This window comes from Imperialibacter sp. (assembly GCF_048007035.1).
GTDB lineage: Bacteria > Bacteroidota > Bacteroidia > Cytophagales > Cyclobacteriaceae > Imperialibacter.
The window spans coordinates 4,367,021-4,384,187 of record NZ_CP180355.1 but is presented as its reverse complement, the minus strand read 5'-3'; the positions used below and the strand labels follow the sequence as shown (position 1 = coordinate 4,384,187).

Annotated in this window: 15 protein-coding genes; 8 read left to right on the top strand and 7 right to left on the bottom strand. The window is 46.9% G+C overall.

All coding sequences use genetic code 11. The annotated features are described in order from the left end of the window. Positions 1-5: 5 nt before the first annotated feature. The 3 genes from ACMVP2_RS18905 to ACMVP2_RS18895 all read right to left on the bottom strand — a co-directional run bounded on the left by ACMVP2_RS18905 (position 6) and on the right by ACMVP2_RS18895 (position 4,855). Positions 6-443: a thiol-disulfide oxidoreductase DCC family protein gene (locus tag ACMVP2_RS18905; RefSeq protein ID WP_416864634.1), complete on the bottom strand. Its 438-nt coding sequence runs from the start codon at positions 441-443 to the stop codon at positions 6-8. Beyond that, positions 422-3,259, bottom strand: coding sequence for a gliding motility-associated C-terminal domain-containing protein (locus ACMVP2_RS18900; protein ID WP_416864633.1), 2,838 nt, complete (start codon positions 3,257-3,259; stop codon positions 422-424). The genes ACMVP2_RS18905 and ACMVP2_RS18900 overlap by 22 nt, the downstream gene beginning before the upstream one ends. Positions 3,260-3,451: 192 nt before the next feature. Next, positions 3,452-4,855 (bottom strand): T9SS type A sorting domain-containing protein, encoded by a 1,404-nt coding sequence (locus ACMVP2_RS18895; RefSeq protein WP_416864632.1) that lies wholly within the window; start codon positions 4,853-4,855, stop codon positions 3,452-3,454. Positions 4,856-5,055: 200 nt separating this feature from the next. On the opposite strand from ACMVP2_RS18895, the gene ACMVP2_RS18890 reads away from it, so the two are divergent. From ACMVP2_RS18890 to ACMVP2_RS18875, 4 genes are read left to right on the top strand one after another with little or no spacing between them, the layout of a single operon-like run. Further along, positions 5,056-5,742 carry a succinate dehydrogenase cytochrome b subunit gene (locus ACMVP2_RS18890; RefSeq protein ID WP_416864631.1) on the top strand — a complete coding sequence of 229 codons (687 nt, stop codon included), beginning with the start codon at positions 5,056-5,058 and terminating at the stop codon, positions 5,740-5,742. A gap of 13 nt (positions 5,743-5,755) precedes the next feature. Then, a complete protein-coding gene (locus ACMVP2_RS18885) occupies positions 5,756-7,687 on the top strand; it encodes a fumarate reductase/succinate dehydrogenase flavoprotein subunit (RefSeq protein ID WP_416864630.1) in 1,932 nt (643 codons plus the stop codon). Positions 7,688-7,728: 41 nt separating this feature from the next. Beyond that, a complete protein-coding gene (locus ACMVP2_RS18880; RefSeq protein ID WP_416864629.1) occupies positions 7,729-8,133 on the top strand; it encodes a four helix bundle protein in 405 nt (134 codons plus the stop codon). Positions 8,134-8,160: 27 nt separating this feature from the next. After that, positions 8,161-8,910, top strand: a complete 750-nt coding sequence (locus tag ACMVP2_RS18875) for a succinate dehydrogenase/fumarate reductase iron-sulfur subunit (RefSeq protein WP_151999113.1) — start codon at positions 8,161-8,163, stop codon at positions 8,908-8,910. Between the two features lie 56 nt (positions 8,911-8,966). On the opposite strand, the gene ACMVP2_RS18870 is transcribed toward ACMVP2_RS18875, so the two are convergent. Together ACMVP2_RS18870 and ACMVP2_RS18865 are read right to left on the bottom strand one after the other, a co-directional pair. Beyond that, entirely contained in the window at positions 8,967-9,131 is a 165-nt protein-coding gene (locus ACMVP2_RS18870) for a type II toxin-antitoxin system HicB family antitoxin (protein ID WP_416864628.1), read from the bottom strand. A 34-nt stretch (positions 9,132-9,165) separates the two neighbouring features. Beyond that, positions 9,166-9,657, bottom strand: coding sequence for a DUF4494 domain-containing protein (locus tag ACMVP2_RS18865; RefSeq protein WP_151999111.1), 492 nt, complete (start codon positions 9,655-9,657; stop codon positions 9,166-9,168). A gap of 293 nt (positions 9,658-9,950) precedes the next feature. Between ACMVP2_RS18865 and ACMVP2_RS18860 the strand changes: the two genes are divergently transcribed. The 4 genes from ACMVP2_RS18860 to ACMVP2_RS18845 all read left to right on the top strand — a co-directional run bounded on the left by ACMVP2_RS18860 (position 9,951) and on the right by ACMVP2_RS18845 (position 15,917). Further along, positions 9,951-11,105, top strand: a complete 1,155-nt coding sequence (locus ACMVP2_RS18860) for a class I SAM-dependent RNA methyltransferase (protein ID WP_339810138.1) — start codon at positions 9,951-9,953, stop codon at positions 11,103-11,105. A gap of 88 nt (positions 11,106-11,193) precedes the next feature. Continuing rightward, positions 11,194-13,938 (top strand): hypothetical protein, encoded by a 2,745-nt coding sequence (locus ACMVP2_RS18855; protein ID WP_416864627.1) that lies wholly within the window; start codon positions 11,194-11,196, stop codon positions 13,936-13,938. A 68-nt stretch (positions 13,939-14,006) separates the two neighbouring features. Further along, complete coding sequence (locus ACMVP2_RS18850) at positions 14,007-14,447, top strand: hypothetical protein (protein ID WP_416864626.1); 441 nt, start codon at positions 14,007-14,009, stop codon at positions 14,445-14,447. A 141-nt stretch (positions 14,448-14,588) separates the two neighbouring features. Next, a complete protein-coding gene (locus ACMVP2_RS18845) occupies positions 14,589-15,917 on the top strand; it encodes a M20 metallopeptidase family protein (protein WP_416864625.1) in 1,329 nt (442 codons plus the stop codon). A 5-nt stretch (positions 15,918-15,922) separates the two neighbouring features. Here ACMVP2_RS18845 and ACMVP2_RS18840 read toward each other — a convergent pair whose 3' ends face one another. Continuing rightward, positions 15,923-16,390 carry a DUF6702 family protein gene (locus ACMVP2_RS18840; RefSeq protein ID WP_416864624.1) on the bottom strand — a complete coding sequence of 156 codons (468 nt, stop codon included), beginning with the start codon at positions 16,388-16,390 and terminating at the stop codon, positions 15,923-15,925. A gap of 126 nt (positions 16,391-16,516) precedes the next feature. Beyond that, positions 16,517-16,948 carry an Hsp20/alpha crystallin family protein gene (locus tag ACMVP2_RS18835; protein ID WP_151999105.1) on the bottom strand — a complete coding sequence of 144 codons (432 nt, stop codon included), beginning with the start codon at positions 16,946-16,948 and terminating at the stop codon, positions 16,517-16,519. Between the last annotated feature and the right edge of the window lie 219 nt (positions 16,949-17,167).

Sequence of the window (17,167 nt, the reverse complement as noted above, 5' to 3'; positions counted from 1 at the left end):
TTTTTTCAAGCCGGTATGTTCTCCACAAACCGCTTTTTCAGTCCTGGTTCCGGCATCCGGCATTGATTTCTCTTGCCAAACCATTTGTAACGGTTGGCCGCTACAAAGTCGTAGACGAAGTCTCTCAGAAAAGCGGGTACAATTCTAAATACATACAAAATGGGCCAAAGCCCGCTCAGCTGCCTGCTTATTTCGAGTGCTGCCCGGCTCTTTTTATAAAGCACACTATTTCGCCACAGCATCACACTTTCCAGCTTTGCCTCGGTTATACCCTGACTGCGCAAAAGCGCCTGCCCTGCCTCCGACTGAAGAGATGCAAAGGAAAAAACGGCCTTTCGGTCTCTTTCAATTACGAAATTGACGGAAGAATTACAGAGATTGCACACTCCATCAAACAGAATCAGGTTGTCGGGAATGCCGGCTATTTCATGATCTGCACCCATCCCTTGTATTGTTTGTTCATTTGCCTGGGGTCAAGCACATCAAACGTAACGTCCGCTGTATAAAAATAGACACCCGATGGAAGTTCCGAGCCCTCGTTGGTACGGCCGTCCCAGTCAATCAAAATACTGTTCTCCACGCCCGCAGAAGTGAAGTTGTAGATGGCGTTACCTGTCCTGTCGAACACGGTAAATACCACGGCATCAACAAACCGAATACATTTCGCTCTGTCGAAACCTGTGATCGTTCCGTCGTCGTAGAAAGGCCTGAATACATCATTCCTGCCATCACCATTGGGGGTAAATACATTTGGCAGTTCAAAATAAGGGCAATTGTCGTTGCAAACGGCCTCACTCAGCTCACTTTCATTGCCGGAGCGGTCTACAGCCGAGATTTTATAACAACCCTTGAACGAAGTCAAATCAACGTGACGATAGGTAGAAGTAATTACGTTATCAATCAGGTTAAAGGAACCCTCAGCGCCAGTTTCACTAAAATAGATATTGAAGCTTCTTACATCGTCTTCACACTCATCAGAAGGATCCTTTTCCCAACTCAACTTGTTGCTAAAGGCGCTGAAATCGCAGGATTGACTTTGAAGCACTGCGTCACAGCCGAAGCTTTCGTCAAGCACAAAGTTTACAGGGCCGCAAGGCGGCGTCTTATCGTTCGGTTGCCCGCATATAATTTGCGAATTATTGATCAGGGGCTCGGCCAGGGCGATGTTACCATAGGAGCCCTGGGTAGTAACATAATAGCAATACTCCAGGTTTTCGTTTAAAGGCACTCCGTTGAACGAACCATCGTCCCAAAAATAGAAGCCCTCTTCGTTGACGTCCACAGAGGCAATTTGAACAAGCAGACTTGGATCATTTTCATCTACCCTATTGCGGTAAATGTAATGGATTGGGTAATCCTGGGTGTTGTTCGACCAGGGCACATTCGCATCCCAGGTCAATTCAATAGACTGCAACAACGGCTTTAGCTCCAGCCTCACCTGAGAAGCTACGCCGGAAGTATCGATCACTCCCCCCTGGGTATCCACCAGATGAACCCTGTAATTGTAGGTTACATCCCTGGTGTTCAGTCCATTATCCAAAAACACTGTGTCGTCAGCAATCACTCCAAGGCTTATCATGTTCTTTTCGCCCTGAAGTTCTTCTGCTCTGAACAATTCATAATTATAAGGCGGTGGAAAACTTGCCTGGTCAATTTCTATCGGTGGACTCCACCTGACCTCTATTTCGCCTGCATCTACGGACGTCGCCTTCACATCCACATTGGTAATGACCGGGGCGTTTATTTCAAGAATACCGCAAGCCTCTGCCGATGCATAAGAGACACCACCGCCCGGCGTAGGAAACACAGCCACCAGCCTGTAACAGTAGTTGGCCGCCACATCGAGTCTTTGGCCTTTGTTGTCATCGGTGTACGAGCGTGCTCCGTCGTCCACTACATCAATCAGCTCGTAGCCAGCATAGTCAGGCATGCCTACTTCGCAGTCAATCGGGGTAAAGTCGTAGCTATCAACCCGTCGCCATATCTGTATGTACTCAGCATTGGCACATTCGTAAGCATCCCATTCAAGTTCTATGACCTTGTCAGGTTTTATAGTTGCAGTTAAACCGGTAGGAGCCGGTGCCACCACGGTAATGTTCCAGGTTTTGAAATCCACAAGCTTTGGGCCTGCATTTGGCGGTGGGTGAGTATCCACTACCTTGAACTGCACTTCATAAGGCCTGTCACGCACATGTCCACACACCGTTTGCCACGTAAAATTCAGTGTGCCTGGCGAATCCTGATAAGCCGGAGGGAAGGGAGTATAAGTAGCGGGAGAACCAAGGAACTCAAAAGGCCCGCCATAGGCCTCCAATATTACAGGAAGACCCTCTGGATCTGTGCCAAAAATAGCTTCTTCTATTAGCGTGCCAGCCTCCACGCAGATGTCCTCAGGAACAATAACTTCCGGACGATCATTTTCCGAGTCCTCAATGATTATCTGCATGTCCCTGGTCACATACCCCAGTTTTACCCAGGTGCCCAGCACATTTCGCCATTCTTCCACAATAAAAGCAACGTTGTATTCGCCTCTCAGACCAGGCGCATCCCACACAAGGTTGCCCGAAACAGGGTCGAGTGAAAAGGTAGGAGGCCCGTCTTGATTTTGATTGGCGGTGGCGTAGTCTACTTTGGTGTAAAATTTAGGGTCGATGGGGCTTCTGTAGTCAAATACTGTATCATTATAATTCCTTTTGGGCACTGATATCCTGTATGAAAGGCTATCTCCATCGGGGTCGTAAGCACCAGGGTTGTGGATGAAGGTGGCACCAACTGCGCCCCTGTCGACTGGTGGCACCAGCAGCACAGGCGTGTTGTTGAGGCCATAAAAAGGGTCAATAATCAGCTGCGTCTCAGTATAAAATGGAGTTTCAACGCTATTAGCCATGTTAACTACGCCAGCGTTTCTGTAAAATTCTCTGAACCTAACTGTATAAACACCCGGGGCCTGATAGGTATGGCGAATGGTAAAAACGTTTGAGGCTACTTCGTCACCCAAATTGATGGTGACAACAGGGTCAGCTTCTGACTCAACATTCAGCACCGTTCCATCACCAAAATCAATATCACCGCCGCCAAATTTCACCGTCGAACCGGTATCTGTATATCCAATGATTGAAAACTCGAACTCGAGGCTGGAATTGGAGATTCTGCGGGCGATAATCTCACCGGCCCTGATGTGGGTGGCAGATACATTTGAAGTGGACGACAGAAGAAAGATCAGCCCTGCACTCAGCGTCAGTATTAACTTTTTCAACATAGGTTGTTGTCGACGGGTTTCTATCAACCAAGTAAACACTTGTTTCATGTGTATAATTCGTTTTTCAGCGGCCACATGGAATAGCTACAGATTCGAAATGAAATTTGCCTTTACAACAGCATTATTCATTTTCGCTGTATATGCTATTCCTTATGGCTATTTCATCTAAACGGTTGCAAGTATTTTTTTGTATTACTCTTTTATAAATCTCGAATAATAAATTTGCTGGCCCAGATAGGTGCGAAGCAAATAAATTCCTCCAGGTAGGTCTTCAGTGTTCAAGGTAGCCAAATTACCATTAATGGGAATGCCGGTTTTTAAAATACTTTGCCCGGCGGCATTAATAAGCTCTATTTCCTGCACTTTATTCGGATTCAGCTCTGGAAATTGAATGATCATAGTACCAGCTACCGGATTGGGATACGTTCGTAAAATGACCGCCTCCTTCGGATGACCGACGGCACTAATCACATATTCTTCTCCGGTTGGATTAACGGCAAACGATTTAACAGTTTTAAAAGGATTAAGGCTGTTCAAACTGCGAGCCGCCAGCACAAAATAGACGGGTTTAGCTGCCGACTGAGGCAATGCTACAAACCCATTGAAATTAGCGCCGCCGGCAATGGTATCTGTAAGCTGATGTCCACTTATATCCGCCCCATTCATATTTAACGAGCCACTACAGTAAAAGCTCCATTCGAGAGAATCAGCGGTCATTGTTTCATAACCAACTGTAAAATCAATCCGCCCGTTTGATGCACCCTGATACTCAAAATCAATATTGGGTGGCAGCATGTCACTTTCCACGTTAATAATTTGTAAGTCAACCGTGGTTTCGCTCAACTTGTGGACTTCACCGTCCACTTTTCTGTATTCGATGACTTTGTAGGCAACGGCAAACTCACCGGCAAGGCGGGGGGTGTCCCAGGTTAGCTGACCACTAAGCTTGTCGAGCTTTAAAACAGGCGTTTCGCCACGGTTTTCTCCAGCATAAAACGAAATGTCATTTGGCCATCGGTAGCTATCTACCTCCTCAGCAAAATCTCTTAAAGGCACAGCCAAACTATAGACCAGGCTATCACCCTGCTCGTCTTTGCTACCAACGGCACTGAAAAAACGACTTCCAGCCCTGGAAAAAACGGCTGGAAAAACGCCCAACTCCGGAGTGGAATTGGTGCCAAAGAAAGGGTCAACAATCACTTGGGTGGAGACAAAGAACGGCGTCTGTACAGAATTCATCATATTTGTGATGCCGGCATTGCGATAAAATTCGTTAAACATGACAGTGTAAGCACCCGGTGCCTGGTAGGTGTGGTTAATGGTAAATTTGGTAAGCGAAGTCTCATTGTCCAGCAAAATAGTTTCGTGGTTGGCATCACTTTCCTCAAGGTTAATAGTTGTGCCATCTCCAAAATCCACCTCCCCGCCACCAAAACCAGTAAAAGAGCCTGTGTCAGTAAATCTAATCACCTCAAACTTATAAGATAATGAGCCGCTACCCGACACCACCCTGATGTACCCACCTCTGATATGGCTGGCAAACAGGCAACTGAGAGAACCCAGCAGGAAAGCTGCAAAGCAAGCGATGACTTTCATAAGGTCTATTTTAGATAAAACAATTCCATTTTACGGCTGGTTGTAGCGCAGGTAATCAATCAATAAACAACGAACCAGGTGCTTCCCCCAATGGATAAATTTAGAAGCGTTCAAAATAGGACAGGCGGATTGGTAAAGTGCCGCTCGGGAATTACCTTTGGCTGGTTCTATTTAAAACGTTTGTGTAATACAAAAAACATATGAGTTGGTTAACTGATTCACTAAAAAGCAGCATCTTCCGAAAGCTCCTCATGGCGCTTACCGGGCTTTTCCTCATTCTGTTCCTCACCGTGCACCTTGCAGGGAATATCCAGTTAATTTTTAACGACGAAGGGCAGGCGTTTAATATATATGCGCACACGATGGCTCACAATCCTTTTATCCAATTGGTGTCCAAATTCAACTTTGCCTTTATTGTGCTTCACGTTATTTATTCTATTTGGCTTTCGAGGATAAACAATACAGCCAGGCCCGTGAAATATGGTTATTCTGCTGCCAGCACCAACAGTCCATGGACATCCCGCAACATGGGCATCCTGGGTACACTGATTTTGGTTTTTCTGGTAATTCACTTGAAAGGCTTTTGGTGGGAATTCAAAAACGATAGCATTCCCATGGTCACTTATGACGGTGAAACAATGCCCAATGTGTTTCTGGTTGTGAAAGCGGCTTACAGCAATGTATGGTATGCGGCGGTGTATGTGGTGAGCATGTTCTTCGTAGGCTTTCACCTGTCTCACGGATTTGCCAGTGCATTTCAAACACTGGGGCTCAATCACGTGAAATATACTCCGGCTATTAAGGCTATCGGTAAAGGCTACGCCATTATCGTTCCGGCCTTGTTTGCCCTTATCCCAATCCTTATTTACATCAAGAGTTTAGGTTAATCATCATCGATATATGAAGCTAGATTCCAAAATACCTGCAGGCCCACTGGCTGAGAAATGGACCAAACATAAATTCAATGTGAAGCTGGTTAACCCGGCCAACAAGCGTAAATATGACGTGATTGTGGTAGGTACCGGCCTGGCTGGTGCCTCAGCTGCCGCCTCTCTGGCGGAGCTCGGTTACAACGTGAAGTCCTTTTGCTTTCAGGATAGCCCAAGGAGGGCTCATAGTATCGCTGCCCAGGGTGGTATCAATGCCGCCAAAAACTATCAAAATGATGGTGACAGCGTATTCCGACTTTTCTACGACACCATTAAAGGCGGTGACTACAGAAGCCGTGAAGGCAATGTTCACAGGCTTGCTGAAGTGAGTGTCAACATCATCGACCAGTGCGTAGCCCAGGGCGTTCCATTCGCCCGTGACTATGGCGGGCTCCTGGCCAACCGTTCATTTGGTGGCGCTCAGGTGTCACGTACCTTCTATGCCAAAGGCCAGACAGGCCAGCAGCTTTTGCTTGGTGCCTACAGCGCATTGAGCCGCCAGGTAGCCAACGGCAAAGTGAAGATGTATCCACGCACGGAGATGCTTGACCTGGTAATGGTGGATGGCAAGGCACGTGGTATTGTAGCACGCAACCTCATTACAGGCGAAATAGAGTCACACAGTGCCCATGCAGTGTTGCTTTGCACAGGTGGCTATGGCAACGTCTTCTTCCTTTCTACCAACGCCATGGGCTCCAACGTAACGGCTGCCTGGAGAGCGCACAGAAAAGGTGCTTTGTTTGCCAACCCTTGCTTCACGCAGATTCACCCTACCTGTATTCCTGTGCACGGTGACTTCCAGTCGAAGCTCACGCTGATGTCTGAGTCGCTCCGCAACGACGGTCGTGTGTGGGTACCAAAAGACAAAGCAACAGCAGAGAAGGTGAGAAAAGGACAAGTAAAACCGGCCGACATTGCTGAAGCAGATCGTGACTATTACCTGGAAAGAAAATATCCGTCATTTGGTAACCTGGTTCCCCGTGACGTAGCCTCAAGAAATGCAAAAGATGTTTGTGATGATGGCAAAGGCGTAGGATCGACCGGCCTTGCAGTGTATCTGGACTTTGCCGATGCGATAAAAAGAGACGGAGAAGACACCATCCGGGCAAAGTATGGCAACCTCTTCGATATGTATGAGCAGATTGTTGGGGAAAACCCTTACAAAACGCCAATGATGATTTACCCGGCGGTGCACTATACAATGGGTGGCCTTTGGGTAGACTACAATCTTCAGACAAACGTACCTGGTCTTTACGCACTTGGGGAAGCCAACTTCTCAGATCACGGCGCCAACAGACTTGGGGCTTCGGCACTAATGCAGGGCCTCGCCGATGGTTACTTTGTCATTCCCTATACCCTGGGCGACTACCTGGCGCAAAACCCTGCTGACAAAATCTCAACGGATCACCCTGCCTTCAAAGAAGCTGAAACTGGTGTCAAAAGCCAGATAGAAAAACTTCTTTCTATCAACGGCAAAAAGCCCGTGGACCAGTTCCATAAGGAGCTTGGGCACATCATGTGGGATTATTGCGGGATGTCGAGAACTGCCGAAGGCTTGAAGAAGGCCAAGAAGATGGTGCAGGAGCTGAGAGATGAATTCTGGAAGGATGTGAAAGTAGTAGGCACAAGCGACGAGCTGAACATGTCGCTGGAAAAGGCCAACAGAGTGGCTGACTTCCTGGAGCTTGGCGAGTTGATGATAGACGACGCACTGAATCGCAACGAATCTTGTGGCGGACACTTTAGAGAAGAATACCAAACTGAAGAAGGAGAAGCCAAAAGAGACGATGAAAACTACTCTTATGTAGCTGCCTGGGAATACAATGGCCCGGGAAAGGCCACTTTGCACAAAGAAGATCTTGTGTTTGAAAACGTCAAATTGACTCAAAGAAGCTACAAGTAATAATTAGTTATTCGATTTAGGTGATTAGTTAATCGGACATCTTGGCAAATTTAAAATCATTCGAAGAATTGGAATGCTGGAAAGCAGGAAAGGAACTGAGAGTTTTTGTCAGTAAACTCACGAAACGGTTTCCATTAGATGAACGGTATGCATTAACAAGCCAGATAAAAAGATCATCACGATCGGTAACCAATAACATAGCAGAGGGATATGGGAGATTTCACTTTCAGGAAAACATCCAGTTTTGCCGGCAAGGCAGAGGGTCACTCTACGAGACTTTGGATCACTTGTTAATTGCTAAAGAAGAAGAATATATAGATGAGCCTGACTTAATTGTTGGCAGACAGTTGATTGAAAAAACGACCACCATACTGAATGGGTACATAAATTATTTATCGGAGGCCAAAAAGAAATCGTTACGTGTTGACACCGACCCAACTAACTAATAACCATTAACTCTTAACAAGTTAACCATGGATTTAACATTAAAAATCTGGAGACAGAAAAATAGCAATACCGAAGGCAAGTTTGTCACCTACGAGGTGAAAGATATATCGCATGAGTCTTCGTTTCTTGAAATGCTTGATGTGCTGAACATTGGGCTGGAAGAAAAAGGCGAGGAGCCAGTGCATTTTGATCATGACTGCCGGGAAGGCATCTGCGGAATGTGTAGCCTATACATCAACGGCAAGCCTCATGGCCCTCAGCAAACCACTACTTGTCAGCTCCATATGCGCAGCTTCAAAAGCGGTCAGACTATCTGGATTGAGCCATGGAGAGCCAAGGCATTCCCCGTGATCAAAGACCTGGTTACCGACCGCAGTGCATTTGACAGGATTATCCAGGCAGGCGGCTACATTTCCGTGAACACCGGAGGTGTGCCTGACGCCAACGAAATTCCAATTCCAAGAAAGATAGCTGATGAAGCGATGGATTCGGCTACCTGCATTGGCTGTGGGGCTTGTGTGGCGGCTTGTAAGAATGCATCTGCCATGCTTTTCGTTTCAGCAAAAGTGACTCACCTGGGACTGCTTCCGCAAGGAAAGGTTGAGGCCAAGACAAGGGTAGAGAACATGGTGGCTCAAATGGATGCCGAAGGCTTTGGTGCCTGCACCAACACTGGTGCTTGTGCAGCAGAGTGCCCTAAGGAGATTCCTCTGGCCAACATTGCCAAAATGAACCGGGATTTTATTGGCGCCAGATTGACGTCGGAGAACGTTTAGAAATATTTGATTTAAATAGAAAAGGGGCTTCGGCCCCTTTTCTATTTACATAATTATCATTTTTCTATTGTGTTTGTATCCCACAAAAGCTTTAGCGCATCCACCAAGCTGCTTTTCACCTCTTCAATTGTCTTTCCTTGACTAATAGCGGCTGGAACTTCTTCTATCTGGCCTACATACCATCCATCCTCTGCTTTTTCAATTATTGCGGTAAGTTTCATATCCAAAAGTTAACACAATTTGATGATAAAGTAATCAATCCTCCTCTACCTCACTTACCGGCTTAAAACCAGCGGGAACCTCTTCTTCCTCCTCATTATCCTGTCCATAGGCGAAAACCTCTACGATAGACGTTTCCACTACTTCCGGCACACGGAATGTTACCAGCATATTATTCAGGCTCTGATGAATGCGGTCGTAGGCATCTTTTACATCGTGGGCTGTCACTATCATCAGGTTCGTTACCTTCTTCTCTTTACCACTGTCAGCATCGGTGACGAAATAGGTGATTTTGCACTTGTGCCAGAAGTCGGCGTCTTCATACAGGAACACATCGGTAATACGGCTTTTGGTCAGGCTGGTGATCACAAATTCACCCCTTACCCGCTCGCTCAGCTTTTCGTACATGATGGCTTCCGCCTCAGTATAACTTACCGCATCGAGCAGATAAGTTTCTGTGGTGTTTTTCAAATGACCTTCGTCGTCTTCTTTCTGATACTTCGCCTTGCAAACAAACCAAATACGCATAATGCCTCTGTTTTTTATTGGGCTCCAAAGATAGGGCATCCTTCCGGAAAATGGCTAGGCGCTCCACCAAAACTGTCCGGCTTTTTTTTTAATGCATCGATAGCGAATTCAGGATTTATTGCTTCCTTATATCGTATGGACTTGAGGATGCATTCCATTTACGGGCGGCTGACGGCTCCATGGGAGGGACAGCCGTACCGACGCCCGCAGCACAGCTCGGCCCCGGTCTCCTGGCTTCCGTCTTCCAACTTCCCTTCCAACTCTCCCACTTTAATAACTATCTTTGTGCACTTATGTGGAATATTAAAAGAAAGATCACTGTTCAGTGCCATCCCGGCCTCCCTCCTTTTGCCGCCAACGAACTCAGAAGCCTGGGGTTTCCTGTAACCGAAGAAGCCAATATGCATGTGGTCACCGAAGGAACCCTGCACGACTGCATGTACCTGAATCTGCACCTCCGCACCGGCAACCGCATCCTTTGGGAGATGGGCAGCTTTGAACTGAAAGATTCGGAAGGGCTATACAAGAATATTTTCGAAATGCCATGGGAAACCGTTATCCCTAACGATGGCTATTTCAGCATCCACTCTTTTGCCAAGCATGAGTCTATTAATGACACCCGGTATCCAAACTTAAAAGCAAAGGACGCTATTGTTGACAGAATCAAATCCAAAACGGGCCGTCGGCCTGATTCCGGTAACGACTTCAACGAAGCTGTGGTTTACTTCTTTTGGAACAGGGAAAACTGTACTGTATACATCGACACTTCCGGAGAAACGATCTCCAAACACACCTACCGAAAAATGCCTTTCAAGGCACCAGTAGCGGAACCTTTGGCTGCCGCTATAGTGCAGGCAACTGAGTGGAGCCCGTCGATTCCGCTCATCAATCCCATGTGTGGCAGTGGCACCATTGCCATCGAAGCGGCTCTAAAAGCTGCCAACATCGCCCCTGGGCTGAACAGGCATAATTTCGGCTTCAAACACCTTATTGGGTTTGACAATAATGCCTGGAAAACCATGCTGGCCAGCGCCAAATCGAAGGTGAATGCTAAAATAAACGTGACCATCATTGGTAGCGACAGAGACATGAAAGCCCTTCAAGCAGCCCGCACCAATGCTGCAGAAGCTGGTGTGGCTTCTATGATCAAATGGGAGCTTTGCCCCTATGAAAACACAACCCTTCCAGATGGAGAAGGCATCATTATCCTCAACCCTGAATATGGAGAACGCATGGGAGAGGAATCGGAGCTGGAAGCTGTTTACAAAGGCATTGGTGACTTTTTCAAGCAGCGCTGTCAGGGAAAACGAGGCTTTATATTTACCGGCAACCTCAACCTGATCAAAAAGGTGGGGCTTCGCTCGTCAGCCAAATGGCCGTTCTTCAATGCGAAGATCGATTCGAGGCTGGTGGCCTACGACATGTATGAAGGCTCAAAAAAGAATTAGGTTTCCATTTGTAGAAGCAAAGTGTATTCGAAGCAATTTGTTGCTTAACTTTCGTTATTGAATTTGATGCTGTAGACCCAACTTTCCATTGAAGAGGTTCATTATTTTTATAATTATTCTGGTAATTGGCGGCGGGGCTTTTGTGGCCTACAAAACCTATTTCGAAAGAGGCAATATTTCCCTCTGGACGTTGGTTCCTGACAATGCGCTGGCCGTCTACGAGTCTACCTCGCCCATGAATGCCTGGGCGGCATTCACTTCTTCGAATATTGGCAAAGGGCTTCAATCTATTGCTGCATTCAAGCGTCCCGGTCAAATGCTTTCAAAGCTTGACACGATTTTGGGAGGAAATGAGCAAACAGCCACGCTTTTCAAAGACAAGACTTTCCTGGCCAGCCTGCACAGTGTCGGCAGCCAATCGCTCGACTTCCTTCTTCTGGTTGACCTACCCACGCTGGATAGCCGGGGAAAAATGGACGATATTCTGGCCTATTTTTCAGAGAAAAACGGATACACCATTTCCAACAGAACTTACCAGGGCTACACCATTAGCGAGCTAAGGTCTCAAAAAACGAAGGACCTGTTCACTTTCATTTACTACAAAAATTTCTTCATAGGGAGCTTCACCCCGTTTCTCGTGGAGGATGCCGTCAGAAATATTGAAACTGCAGGCTTAGGTTTTTTTGATAAAAACATTGGCCTTCTCACTCTCTCCAGATTGCAAAATGATCAGGGTAATTTGTACGTCAACACTGACAAGCTCGACAGGCTGGGAGATACGTTCATTAATGAAAAATTATTGGACCTGAGAACAACAGCCAGCCTGGGTTCATCATCTTTTCTCGACATCAAAGTAACCGAGCCACAGCTACTAATGAATGGCTTTACGTTGATACCGCAAGACTATTCAGGCTATTTTAGTGGGTTTGAAAACAACCCTGCACTTTCCCTCAAAATGGAGGAGGTAGTGAGCAACCGAACCGCTGTTTATTTTAACCTCACTTTTGAGTCTGCCGAGCGTTGGAACACTCAGATGATACCCTATTGGCAAACAAACGAACCTGAGTTGGTCGATTTGAGAAGCACAACGTTGAAAGATCAGGACATTGATATTGCCTCCTTTTTTGAGAGTATTGGTGGACATATAGGCGTTTCGTTGCAGGAATCTTCTTTAGGCCATGATCCTGACAAAGTAGTTTACATTGAGATGGAGGATTTGCCGGAAAGCCTTCAGCAGTTCAGGGAGCTTTCCGAGAGAATCAACAAGTCGCAGGGAGACACACTTTACTATGAAGAATATGCCGACTTCACCATTGGGCAGCTTGAAATCGAGGAATTTCCTTATCAGTTGTTTGGAGAACCATTTAGTGGATTTTCGTCGCTGTACTACACCGGCTACCGCAACTACCTGATCGGGGCGGCTTCAGTGCAAATTCTGAAAACCGTGATCGACGATATAACCAACGAAAATACGTGGGGAAAGTCAGTGCAAATCAATTCGTTTCTCGATAACACGTTGAGAGAAGCCAATTTCAGTGTATTCGTTCACACACCCAGGGCCTGGAATCTGTGGCAGCAAAACCTGGACGATGCCTGGAAGCAGCAGTTTACGGATGCTTCGTCCACCCTTCAGTCGATTGACCTGATGGCCATACAGTGGTCTTTTATCGAAGACAAGTTCTACACCAGCATCATGCTACAGCAAACGGAAAAGGCAGCACAAAAAGGGGCGCAAAAACCTCTGCTGGCCGACAACGCCGTGACTTTTGCGCAGCCGCTCATCTCAAAGCCGTTTGTGGTTCGCAACCACAACGACAAAACGCTGGAAACGCTGGTTCAGGATTCCACCCAGATGATTTACCTGCTGTCTGCCAATCAGGAGGTTTTATGGCTCGACTCCATCAAAGGGAAAATCATCAGTCCGGTCTTTCAGATCGACTACTACAAAAACGGCAAGCTGCAATATCTGTTTTCCACCCCCAAATACATTTATGCCATCGACCGAACAGGCGAGTACCTTCCTGGCTTTCCCGTAGAGTTTAAGGGCAAAACAGAAATCGCTTATTTAAACCTGGTCGACTACGACAAGAGCAAAAATTATCGTTATTTCTTCGCCGACACCCGGGGCGATTTGTACATATCGGACAAAGATGGCAAAGTGCTGGAGGGGTGGAACCCAAAGGAAATCAAGCACCCGCTTGCCTCCTCTCCTCTGCATATCAGGGTGAGAGGACAGGATTTTCTCGTGGCCCTGCAAAGCAATGGCATCATGCGGGTATTCAACCGGCGGGCACAACCCGTGGCGGGCTTCCCGGTAGACTTCAAAGCACCGGTAAACAATCCGGTATTCGCTGAGGCGGGCTCAACGAATGCGAATAGTAAACTAACGACGATTACCGATGATGGGTCAATTATTCAAATCAATCTCGCTGGCAAAGTGCTGCAAAGGGAGCAGCTCTACCGGCCATCGGCTCAGTCAAAATTTAAGCTCGTGCCTGAAGCTTCAGGCAACGGCTACATTTTTACAAGGCAGGATGCCAACAGAATTGCCATTGTAGACCAGGCTGGCAAAGTGCTCTTCGAAAAAGACTATCTGTCCAGCGGCATTGCCAGTTCTCAATTCTACGATTTTGGCGGGGGACGCAAGCTTTTCATTGTCATCGATCCCGTGCAGGCCTTCAGCTATTTGTATGACGAAAAAGGAAATCTCGTAAATTTCAGGCCGGCCGAAACCATGAACGAGGTGGCGATCATTTTTTATGAATCACAGGGTTTGTATAAAATCTATAAAAACTACGAGAATGAGTTCTCCATTCTTACCCTGAAAAAGTAGTGTAATTTTCTTTTGCTGCCTCCAACCTATTCTTTGATTCGGCTGTCCTTTAGGAAACATTTTTTGATATGAAGAAGGCATTAGGAATTATTGGCGTCTTTGTAGCCATCGTATGCGTAGGCATGAGCTGCGGAAAGGAAGAGATCAATTCAGTCCTGGAAGGAACAGAAACTGCTTCCGATACACTGGCGATTAAGCTGGGAGAAACCATTACTTCCACCGCTGGAGAGCAACTCACTTTTAAGAAGCTTGTAGAAGATTCACGGTGTCCGGCCAATGCCATGTGCATATGGCAAGGCATGGTAACTGTTGAAATGCAAGCAAGGGTTGGCTCAAAAACTGAGACTTTCACCCTGACTACCAATCCACAAGACCCAAAGACATCGGCCGTTGTGTTGGGCTATGAGGTAACATTAGTGAATGTGTTCCCTTACCCAGGAACCAGCATTGAAGAAGTACAGGAGTCGGACTACTGGGTGGAAGTAACGGCAGTTAAAGCAAGCAATTGAGTTAGGGAATGTTTTAGTCAGCTATATTTATTAGAAGGCTGCCAATTGGCGGCCTTCTTTTTTTCACCCCCCCGATTATCAAATTGGATTTGAGAATCCGCCATTCATGAAGTACTTTACTGTTTCATTAATGACCCACCAATGCGCAAAGCTTCTCTTTTCCTCACATCTCTGTTCATAACGTCTTCCCTGCTTGCTTCAGGCCCCGGCAGTCAGGCGCTCGATGCCTTTGTCGCTGATCACATGGCTGAGCTTAAAGCATTTTACCTTGACAGGCACCAAAGCCCCGAGCTCTCGCTGGCTGAAAAGGAAACCTCAATAACACTGGCTGCTGAGCTGCGTAAGCTTGGCTTTGAAGTGACAGAAAACATGGGTGGCTACGGCGTGGTGGGTGTGTTGAAAAATGGCAAAGGGCCTACAGTGTTGTATCGCACCGATATGGATGCTTTGCCTATGGTCGAAAAAACCGGCCTTGACTACGCCAGTCAGGTGGTTGTAGCTGATGGCACGGGAGGACAAGTGAGCACCATGCATTCCTGTGGGCACGATATGCACATGACCGTGTGGCTCGGCACAGCCAAGGCGATGATGGACATGAAAAGCCAATGGAAAGGAACGCTGGTGATGATTGGGCAGCCGGCAGAAGAAATTGGTGCGGGCGCCAAGCTGATGCTGGAGGCGGGCTTGTACGAGAAGTTTCCTGTGCCAGATTACGGTGTAGGCTTGCACTGCAGCCCCACCATCCCCACTGGCAAAGTTGGCTTTGGCAAAGGTTACACTATGGCCAACGCAGAAGCCATCAGCATCAAAGTATTTGGTCAGGGTGCCCACGGGGCCTCTCCTCACATGTCGATTGACCCGGTGGTGATGGCATCTATGCTGGTAATGGAGCTTCAGACAATTGTGAGCAGAAACCTGAACCCGCTCGACAATGCAGTGGTGACGGTTGGGGTTATTAAGGGCGGCACCAAATACAATATTATACCCGACGAAGTGACCCTGGAGCTCACCGTAAGAACTTTCACAGAAGAAGTAAGGTTGAAAATTCACCAGAGAATCAAAGAAATAGCCAGGGGTGTGGCGATCTCAGCCGGACTTCCTGAAGACAAATACCCAGAGGTAATCATCCCTGAAACTTTCACACCAGCGAACTTCAATAACGAAGCTTTGGTCGACCGGTTATCAGCGGCTGCTGCCAGGGCGATTGGAGCAGACAATGTGGTGGCAGCAGAACCACAAATGGTGGCCGAGGATTTTTCGAGGTATGGAAAAACGGAGCATAAAGTACCCACTACACTCTTCTGGCTAGGCACAGTGCCAGCAGAAAGAACAGCGAAAGTGGCAAAAGGCGAATTGTCATTGCCCGGCCTTCATTCACCATTTTACTACCCAGCTATTGAAACATCGATAGCAACGGGCGTGAAGGTAACCAGCACTGGCCTGCTTGATTTGTTCAAAGGCGGGAAATAGCAAAGCTATTCAAGTTGAAGCCGTTTGACTCCGGCATTGAACCGGAGGTATCGCTTCTCTCCGTCCCTTTCGATGGCAACCACGTTTTCCTGATCGCTGAATAGCTCAACCAGTAGGGCATTTTCCACCACGTCAATCGACGTCCCCTTTACAATGAAGTATGACCAAACAGTATCGTTTTCTGCACTGCCGCTTACCCATTTCAGTGCAAGCTCGTTTCCCTGCTGAGTGATGAAATGCATCTTTGCTTTGATGTAACCGGCAACAAGCGCTTCCGATTTTTTGATATCGCCATCGGTTCGGAGCGAAACACTTTCTCCTGAAAAATCTCTGATAGCATCCTCCAGGTCAGTATTAAAAAGCCTGCAGCTTACTTCCCAGGTATCGTTGCCTGCATACGTCACATTGGTCACCGACACGTAGAGACCGTGGTCGATGGCAAACATTCCGAAGAGAAAAATCAGGAGATTCATATCACAAGGTAAGATAAAAAACCCTTGCACCTGAAAGTCTATTGTTATGGCCGCAGCTACCTGCATAAAAAAAGCAATCCCGTCACAAAGACGGGACTGCTCACAACCATCATCCCAAAAAAATTATTACTCAACCAGCACTTTCCTCACCGGTTTCGCTGGCTCAGCCATTTTGTTGAGCTGGAGTTGCAGGACTCCATTTTTGTACTCAGCGTGTACTTTTTCTTCGTTGACATCTTCAGGCAAGGAAAAGGAGCGCTTGAAGTTGGTTTGAAAAAACTCTCTTCTCGTGTAGTTGGGCTTTTTCTCTTCGTTCTCCTCCTTACGTTCAGATGTCACAGTCAGCATTCCTTTTTCAATGGAAACCCTGAAATCATCCTTTTTGAAACCGGGTGCAGCCATTTCTATTTCATAGCCTTTGTCGGTTTCCTTAATGTTCACAGCGGGTAACAACGGTCTTTGCAGGAAATCGTCCCCAAAGAATTTCTCGGTGTCCCATAAATCAGTCAGCAGCGAGTCTATCATTGGCAGGCTGCCGTTTCTTTTGACGAGTGTCATAGCTACCTCCTTGTGTTAATGTTATACCAAAAGTGGCACCAAAACCTTGCCCCTGAAATGATTTAGAACAGCAGGCTGCTATGATTTTCCTCATACCTGTCTTACAGATACTGCGGCAATCGGTCAATCGATTTTTGCCTAAATATCAGCACGAAAGGTGCCTGTTTGGTGAATTTTTCCTATATTTTCTACATATATGAAAAATAACAGAACCTCAGG